Source organism: Neisseria sp. HMSC061B04 (genome assembly GCF_001836705.1).
In the GTDB taxonomy this organism is placed as follows: Bacteria; Pseudomonadota; Gammaproteobacteria; order Burkholderiales; family Neisseriaceae; genus Neisseria.
Window position 1 is genome coordinate 38,329 of the sequence record NZ_KV830200.1, and the last position, 7,477, is coordinate 45,805.

The 7,477-nt window shown below is 49.3% G+C and carries 6 protein-coding genes; 4 read left to right on the forward strand and 2 right to left on the reverse strand.

Annotated elements, in window-relative coordinates; genetic code table 11:
• The first annotated feature begins 5 nt into the window (after positions 1 to 5).
• Genes atpA through HMPREF2661_RS07815 form a run of 4 tightly spaced genes read left to right on the forward strand, consistent with a single transcriptional unit; the run spans position 6 to position 4,325 of the window.
• On the forward strand, positions 6 to 1,553 hold the full coding sequence (gene atpA / locus HMPREF2661_RS07800; RefSeq protein ID WP_036492075.1) for a F0F1 ATP synthase subunit alpha: 1,548 nt from the start codon (positions 6 to 8) through the stop codon (positions 1,551 to 1,553).
• A gap of 24 nt (positions 1,554 to 1,577) precedes the next feature.
• Positions 1,578 to 2,453: a F0F1 ATP synthase subunit gamma gene (gene atpG / locus HMPREF2661_RS07805; protein ID WP_049323104.1), complete on the forward strand. Its 876-nt coding sequence runs from the start codon at positions 1,578 to 1,580 to the stop codon at positions 2,451 to 2,453.
• Positions 2,454 to 2,491: 38 nt separating this feature from the next.
• Complete coding sequence (gene atpD, locus HMPREF2661_RS07810; RefSeq protein ID WP_003748111.1) at positions 2,492 to 3,889, forward strand: F0F1 ATP synthase subunit beta; 1,398 nt, start codon at positions 2,492 to 2,494, stop codon at positions 3,887 to 3,889.
• 10 nt (positions 3,890 to 3,899) lie between these two features.
• The gene (locus HMPREF2661_RS07815) at positions 3,900 to 4,325 is read left to right on the forward strand and encodes a F0F1 ATP synthase subunit epsilon (protein WP_036492070.1); all 426 of its coding nucleotides are present in this window, start codon (positions 3,900 to 3,902) and stop codon (positions 4,323 to 4,325) included.
• 374 nt (positions 4,326 to 4,699) lie between these two features.
• Here the strand turns inward: HMPREF2661_RS07815 and HMPREF2661_RS07820 are convergent, their stop codons facing one another.
• Both HMPREF2661_RS07820 and HMPREF2661_RS07825 read right to left on the reverse strand, forming a co-directional pair.
• Complete coding sequence (locus HMPREF2661_RS07820) at positions 4,700 to 6,412, reverse strand: flotillin family protein (RefSeq protein ID WP_049323103.1); 1,713 nt, start codon at positions 6,410 to 6,412, stop codon at positions 4,700 to 4,702.
• A 211-nt stretch (positions 6,413 to 6,623) separates the two neighbouring features.
• A complete protein-coding gene (locus HMPREF2661_RS07825) occupies positions 6,624 to 7,289 on the reverse strand; it encodes a YqiJ family protein (RefSeq protein WP_003748116.1) in 666 nt (221 codons plus the stop codon).
• Positions 7,290 to 7,477 lie beyond the last annotated feature (188 nt).

Below are 7,477 nucleotides of genomic sequence, written 5' to 3' on the forward strand. Positions count from 1 at the left end.
TTTTCATGCAGCTTAATCCTGCTGAAATTAGCGATTTGATTAAAGCCAAAATCGAAAATCTGTCCGTCAATGCAGAAGTGCGTACCCGTGGTACCGTTGTTTCTGTTACAGACGGCATTGTGCGCATTCATGGCTTGTCAGACGCGATGCAAGGTGAGATGCTCGAATTCCCCGGTAACACTTTCGGTCTGGCCATGAACTTGGAGCGCGACTCCGTCGGTGCCGTAGTGTTGGGTGAGTACGAACACATTAAAGAAGGCGATACAGTTACCTGTACCGGCCGTATTTTGGAAGTGCCGATCGGTCGCGAATTGGTTGGCCGCGTAGTTGATGCATTGGGTCGTCCTATCGACGGTAAAGGTCCAATCAATACAACTTTGACTGCTCCAATCGAAAAAATCGCACCGGGTGTGATTGCGCGTAAATCGGTTGACCAACCCATGCAAACCGGCCTGAAAGCCATTGACTCTATGGTTCCGGTTGGTCGCGGTCAACGTGAGCTGATCATTGGTGACCGTCAAACCGGTAAAACAGCCGTAGCACTGGATGCCATCGTTAACCAAAAAGGTACAGGCGTTATCTGTATTTATGTGGCTATCGGTCAAAAAGCATCTTCTATTGCCAACGTAGTACGCAAATTGGAAGAGCATGGCGCGATGGAACATACTATCGTGGTTGCTGCGACTGCTTCTGAAGCCGCTGCGCTGCAATACATCGCTCCTTACTCCGGTTGTACCATGGGTGAATTCTTCCGTGACCGCGGTGAAGATGCATTGATCGTATACGATGACTTGTCTAAACAAGCCGTTGCATACCGTCAAATTTCCCTGCTGCTGCGCCGTCCACCTGGTCGTGAAGCCTATCCTGGCGACGTATTCTACCTGCACTCCCGTCTGTTGGAACGTGCAGCCCGCGTCAGCGAAAACGAAGTTGAAAAACTGACCAATGGCGAAGTAAAAGGCAAAACCGGTTCTCTGACTGCGTTGCCGATTATTGAAACCCAAGCCGGTGACGTATCAGCATTCGTACCAACCAACGTAATTTCGATTACAGACGGCCAAATCTTCTTGGAAACCGACTTGTTCAACGCCGGTATCCGTCCTGCAATCAATGCCGGTATTTCCGTATCGCGCGTAGGTGGTGCGGCACAAACCAAAGTCATCAAAAAACTGGGTGGCGGTATCCGTTTGGCGTTGGCGCAGTACCGTGAATTGGCGGCGTTCTCCCAATTTGCTTCCGATTTGGACGAAGCAACACGCAAACAGCTGCAACACGGTGAAGTGGTTACTGAATTGATGAAACAAAAACAATTCAGCACATTGAACACTGCCGAAATGGCATTGACTTTGTGGGCGATCAACAACGGTTCTTACGCAGATGTTCCGGTATCCAAAGCCTTGGCTTTCGAAGCAGAATTCCTGAGTTTCGTACGTACGCAACATCCTGAGGTTCTGGATGCGATTAATGCATCAGGCGCAATGTCTGACGAAAGCGAAAAAGCATTGACCGAAGCCATGAAATCTTTCAAATCTTCTTACGCTTACCAAGCATAAGTATTGAGATGAAAGGAGTCTGAAATGGCAGTCGGAAAAGAGATTCTCACCAAAATCCGTAGTGTTCAAAATACCCAAAAGATCACTAAAGCGATGCAAATGGTGTCGACCTCTAAAATGCGGAAGACTCAAGACCGGATGCGCTTAGCGCGTCCGTACGCCGAAAAAGTGCGTACAGTGATGAGCCATCTTGCACAGACCAATGCCGATCATGGTATCAAATTGTTGGAGCCACACCGCGAAGTGCGTCGTGCCGGTTTCATTTTGATTACCTCGGATAAAGGTTTGTGCGGCGGCTTGAACGCAAACGTACTGAAAAAGTTTTTGGCGCAAGTTCAAGAGTATCAGGAACAAGGCATCGAAGTCGAAGTCGTGTGCCTGGGTAGTAAAGGTTTGGCTGCATGCCAAAGCATCGGTTTGAACGTTATTGCCAGTGCAACCAATTTGGGCGATACCCCGAAAATGGAAGCGTTGCTTGGCCCTTTGACCGAAATCTTCCAACGTTATGAGAGACATGAATTAGACCGTATCCATATGGTTTACTCACGTTTTATCAACACAATGCGCCAAGAGCCGCGTATGGAAGTTTTGCTGCCTATCGGTGAAAACGTTATTGACGACGGAACAGGTCATTCTTCATTTACTTGGGAATACCTCTACGAGCCGAGCCCTATCGCCGTATTGGAATATTTGGTTCGCCGCTATTTAGAGTCTGTGGTTTATCAGGCATTGAGCGACAACATGGCATCTGAACAAGCCGCGCGTATGGTAGCGATGAAAGCCGCAACCGACAACGCAGGTAATGCCATCAAAGAATTGCGCTTGGTGTACAACAAATCGCGTCAAGCCGCGATTACCACAGAATTGTCAGAAATTGTAGCAGGTGCAGCGGCAGTTTAATGCCGTCTGAAGCCTGAACAGGAAATTAGGATACGATAATGAGCCAAGGCAAAATCGTACAAGTTATTGGTGCGGTGGTTGACGTGGAATTTCCACGCGACGCTATCCCGCATGTTTACGATGCCCTGAAATTGGACGAGAACGGTCTGACTCTGGAAGTTCAACAGCTTCTGGGTGACGGCGTTGTCCGTACTATTGCAATGGGTAGTTCAGACGGCCTGAAACGCGGCATGTCTGTAAGCAATACTGGTGCGCCAATCACTGTGCCGGTAGGTAAAGGTACATTGGGTCGTATTGTCGACGTATTGGGTACGCCTGTTGATGAAGCAGGTCCGATCGATACCGACAAGAGCCGCGCCATTCACCAAACTGCTCCGAAATTCGACGAGTTGTCTTCAACTACCGAATTGCTGGAAACCGGTATTAAAGTGATCGACTTGCTGTGTCCGTTTGCTAAGGGCGGTAAAGTAGGTCTGTTCGGTGGTGCCGGTGTGGGCAAAACCGTGAACATGATGGAATTAATTAACAACATCGCCAAAGCGCACAGCGGTCTGTCCGTGTTCGCAGGTGTGGGTGAGCGTACCCGTGAAGGTAACGACTTCTACCACGAGATGAAAGATTCCAACGTATTGGATAAAGTAGCCATGGTGTATGGCCAAATGAACGAACCTCCGGGCAACCGTCTGCGCGTTGCTTTGACCGGTTTGACTATGGCCGAATACTTCCGTGACGAAAAAGACGAAAACGGTAAAGGCCGCGACGTATTGTTCTTCGTTGACAACATCTACCGTTACACTCTGGCCGGTACTGAAGTATCTGCACTGTTGGGCCGTATGCCTTCTGCAGTGGGTTACCAACCGACATTGGCTGAAGAAATGGGTCGTTTGCAAGAGCGTATTACCTCTACCCAAACCGGTTCCATTACTTCCATCCAAGCCGTATATGTACCTGCGGATGACTTGACTGACCCGTCTCCAGCGACAACTTTCGCCCACTTGGACGCAACCGTCGTATTGAGCCGTGATATTGCCTCTTTGGGTATTTACCCGGCAGTTGACCCGCTTGATTCTACTTCACGCCAATTGGATCCGATGGTATTGGGTCAAGAGCACTACGACGTAGCGCGCGGTGTACAGTCCACTCTGCAAAAATACAAAGAATTGCGCGACATTATCGCCATTCTGGGTATGGACGAATTGTCTGACGAAGACAAACTGACTGTAATGCGTGCCCGTAAAATCCAACGCTTCCTGTCTCAACCGTTCCACGTTGCAGAAGTGTTTACAGGTTCTCCAGGCAAGTATGTTGCCCTGCGCGATACCATTGCCGGCTTTAAAGCCATCTTGAACGGCGAATACGACCATCTGCCTGAACAAGCGTTCTACATGGTAGGCGGCATCGAAGAAGCAGTTGAGAAAGCGAAAACCTTAAACTAAGGAGGTCGGCATGAGCGTCATGCAAGTTGAAGTGGTCAGTAGCGAGCAAAACATCTATTCGGGCGAAGCCAGCTTTGTGGTGGTTCCGACCGTTCAAGGTGAGCTTGGTATTTATCCACGACACGAGCCGATTATGAGTTTGGTACGCCCCGGCGCATTGCGTTTGACTGTTCCGGGTGAAGCTGAAGAAGTGCTGGTTGCTGTTTCCGGCGGTGTTTTAGAAGTACAGCCTGATAAGATTACTGTATTGGCAGACGTTGCTGTCCGCAGTACCGAAATGGATCAGGCGCGTGCTGAAGAAGCTAAAAAAGCAGCCGAGGCAGGTGTTTCGGCAGCCAAAGATGATAAATCTCTGGCCGAAGCGCACAAAGCATTGGCAGCAGCCATTGCCCAGCTGAAAACTTTGGACTACCTTCGTTCGCAAAAAAACAAGTAATGTGGGTTCATCAAGAAAAAGCACAACAAAATGTTGTGCTTTTTTATTTTCTTGAAGATAAGTAGCTTGATATTAAAATACCGATAGACGAGTAGATGGCAAGTTTGAAATCGAAACGGTAGAATCAGTTTTTATGACTCAATTGTTGGTGGATCATTGTCAAAGCAGTTAGCCTTGTTATTTGGCTAAGAATAACCCACTCAATCTTTTTTAACCACAAAAAGCAGGGTGGATAATTCCTAAAATTTATTGCAACCGCAACAGAGCTGAATTGGTGAGTATTGAAAATATTAGAATTTGTGGAAGCTCTTGTATAAACAAAAGGCCGTCTGAAAAGTTTCAGACGGCCTTTAAACCATTATGACAGTATCTGTTTATGATTGGTCGATGCTTTTATCCAACCCTTGGGTCAGACCGTTGATGTCGCCACCATTCAGTCCTAACTCTTTCAATAGACCGTCAACCAACGGGGCTTGGCTGCGGTAGCGCAGGGCGCTGTTGACCATTTGGTCTGCAAGGCTGGCTTGTGTGGTTTGGCCGTCTGAAGCACCTTCCGCGCCGTTTGCACCACCGGCAAAACCACCCAGACCATTGACTTGCAAAATCTTGATGTCTTCGATTTTTTCCATTGGGCGGACGGATTCGCGAATGATGTCGGGCAGGTGTTTCAAGAGGGCAAGGCGGACTTGCATTTCAACCTGCTCGACACTCAGCACGTTGGCAGCTTCGTTGACGGCGCGGGTACCTTCGGCGTCAACCTTGTATTGTTGCTCTTGCGCTTGCGCCAACAGAATTTTGGCATCGGCTTCACCTTTGGCTTGCAGGCGTTGTTTCTCAGCTTCTGCTTCAGCGGCAATGCGCACGGCTTCGGCGCGGTCTTGTGCAGCTTGTTTTTCAGCCTCAGCGGCGACAGTGAGCGAAATCGCGTCTTTTTGTGCGGCTTCTTCGGCGGCAATCAATTCAACCGCTTTGGCACGTTCGGCGCGTTCGGTTTCGCGTACGGTAATCACGCTCTCTTCTTCGCGAACAGCGGCGGCGCGGGCTTTGTCGGCCTCGGCTTTGGCTTCGGATTCGGCACGCGATTTCTCGGCAACGGCGATGGCACGGTCTTGCTCGGCCAATTCGATGGCTTTGCGGCGTTCAACCTCTGCCTGTTCAACGGCTTGGGCTTTGCGGATGTCTTCGTTTTTAATGTCGCGTTCGGCGGCAATGCGTTTCAAATCCACTTCGCGTTCTGCGGCAATTTTTGCTTCTTCCGCCTCACGTTTTTTCTGAGATTCTTGTTCGGCAATGCTGGCCTCTTGTTCGGCGCGGCGGACGGCAATCTCACGCTCTTGTTCGAGTTTGGCGTATTCTTCTTCGCGCGAGATTTTTAGGCGTTGCTGCTCGGCTTCGAGGTTTTTGGTTTTAATCGCCAAGTCGGTATCTTGTTCGATTTCGTTACGTTTTTTGCGGCGGCCTTCGATGGTTTCGGTCAGTTTGGTCAAACCTTCCGCGTCAAACGCGTTTTGCGGGTTGAAGAACTCAAAGCTGGTTTGGTCGAGGCCGGTCAGGGAAACGGTTTCAAGTTCGAGACCGTTTTTGAACAAGTCTTCACTCACGACTTGTTGTACTTTCTGAACGAAATCAACACGTTTCTCATGCAGCTCTTCCATCGCCATTTCGGCGGCAACGGCACGCAAGGCATCAACGAATTTACCTTCGACGAGGTCTTTCAGCTCATCGGGGGACATGGTTTTCATACCCAGCGTTTGTGCGGCGGTCGCAATGCTCTCGGCGCTGGGTTTGACGCGGACGTAAAATTCAGCCATTACGTCAACGCGCATACGGTCGCGGGTAATCAGCGCCTGCTGCGCCGCGCGGCGCACTTCAAGGCGCAGTGTATTCATGTTGACGGGGATGATTTCGTGTAGCACGGGCAGCACCATCGCGCCGCCGTTCATGATGACTTTTTCGCCACCGAAACCGGTACGGACAAATGAGACTTCTTTGCTGGCGCGGCGGTACAGACGGGTCAGGATGAGGCCGAGTACAATTAGCGCGACGAGTATGACGCCGGCGATGGTGCCGATGGAGACCAAGTTCATGGTTTTTCCTTTCTTCTTGTTAATATGCCTTTGGGGGCGGTGGATTCAGAAGGCTTTGAGGGAAAGAGGCCGTCTGAAAGGGTTAAAAATATGGGTTGAAATAATAGGGTGGTTGTTTTTCTAATTGTTATTTCAAATTTCCAGATGGTGAGGATAGGGCAGTAAAGTATCTATTTTTCCCGTATCGATAAATCAGCAGTTTCAGACGGCCTCAATCCACCAAGCTTCCGCTCGGATTTAAAATTGCTTTAAATGTATTTCCGTCCAACGACACCAGCAATACTGCATCGCCTTGTTTCAATACATCATCAGAGTCAGGCTCTACCATCACATAATGCTGTTGGCCGTAAGCATCTTTCACGCGCACCTGTGCCGCATTGCCTACCCGAGCTTCGCCCAGCACCACTGTGCCGACGCGGCCGATTAAACTTTCCTGCGAAACGGCAGTGGTTTCATCTTTCGGCATAATTTTGTACAAACCGCCAGCCGTTACGCGTACCAAGGGTAGGGAAAGAAACCAAACGATGACTGCTGCCAGCGTGCCATTCAGATAACTGCCGAATACAGTGGCAAAGGCCGTCTGAAACAGATAACCCGTCAATCCGTATACGGCAAGAAACACCACCATCAACATCAATACCGGGATACGTCCGACATACAGCCAGCTCAGGAAACGCACGAATATGCCTGCGTCCGCCACATCCAATCCGACCTCGGCGTGCGCAGTTTCGGTCAGACTGTCGGGCAACAGGTTGTCCAACCAGTCGCTGATACCGCCTGCCAGCATGGAAATGATTTCAAATACACCGAGCAAAACCATCAGCGCAATGGCAATGCCGAAGATTTCAGTTTCGGGGGCGTTGATTAGATTCCACATATTGCATTTCCTTATTCTTTTTAATTTTCAGACGGCATATATTTTATTTTAAAGTTAAGCCAATTGGATATGGATATTTTTATTAATTTTTTGTAACCAACTGGATTTTCCCAATCCGGCATCTTTTTGTTATTGAAGCGTGTATGGTTTTCTTTTTGGGGCTGACGTAGATTAGCCCTAAATTCCAC

Coding starts and splice junctions, on each gene's coding strand:
- atpA (WP_036492075.1), top strand. CDS start 6: ATGCAGCTTAATCCTGCTGAAATTAGCGATTTGATTAAAGCCAAAATC.
- HMPREF2661_RS07825 (WP_003748116.1), bottom strand. CDS start 7,289: ATGTGGAATCTAATCAACGCCCCCGAAACTGAAATCTTCGGCATTGCC.
- atpD (WP_003748111.1), top strand. CDS start 2,492: ATGAGCCAAGGCAAAATCGTACAAGTTATTGGTGCGGTGGTTGACGTG.
- HMPREF2661_RS07820 (WP_049323103.1), bottom strand. CDS start 6,412: ATGAACTTGGTCTCCATCGGCACCATCGCCGGCGTCATACTCGTCGCG.
- HMPREF2661_RS07815 (WP_036492070.1), top strand. CDS start 3,900: ATGAGCGTCATGCAAGTTGAAGTGGTCAGTAGCGAGCAAAACATCTAT.
- atpG (WP_049323104.1), top strand. CDS start 1,578: ATGGCAGTCGGAAAAGAGATTCTCACCAAAATCCGTAGTGTTCAAAAT.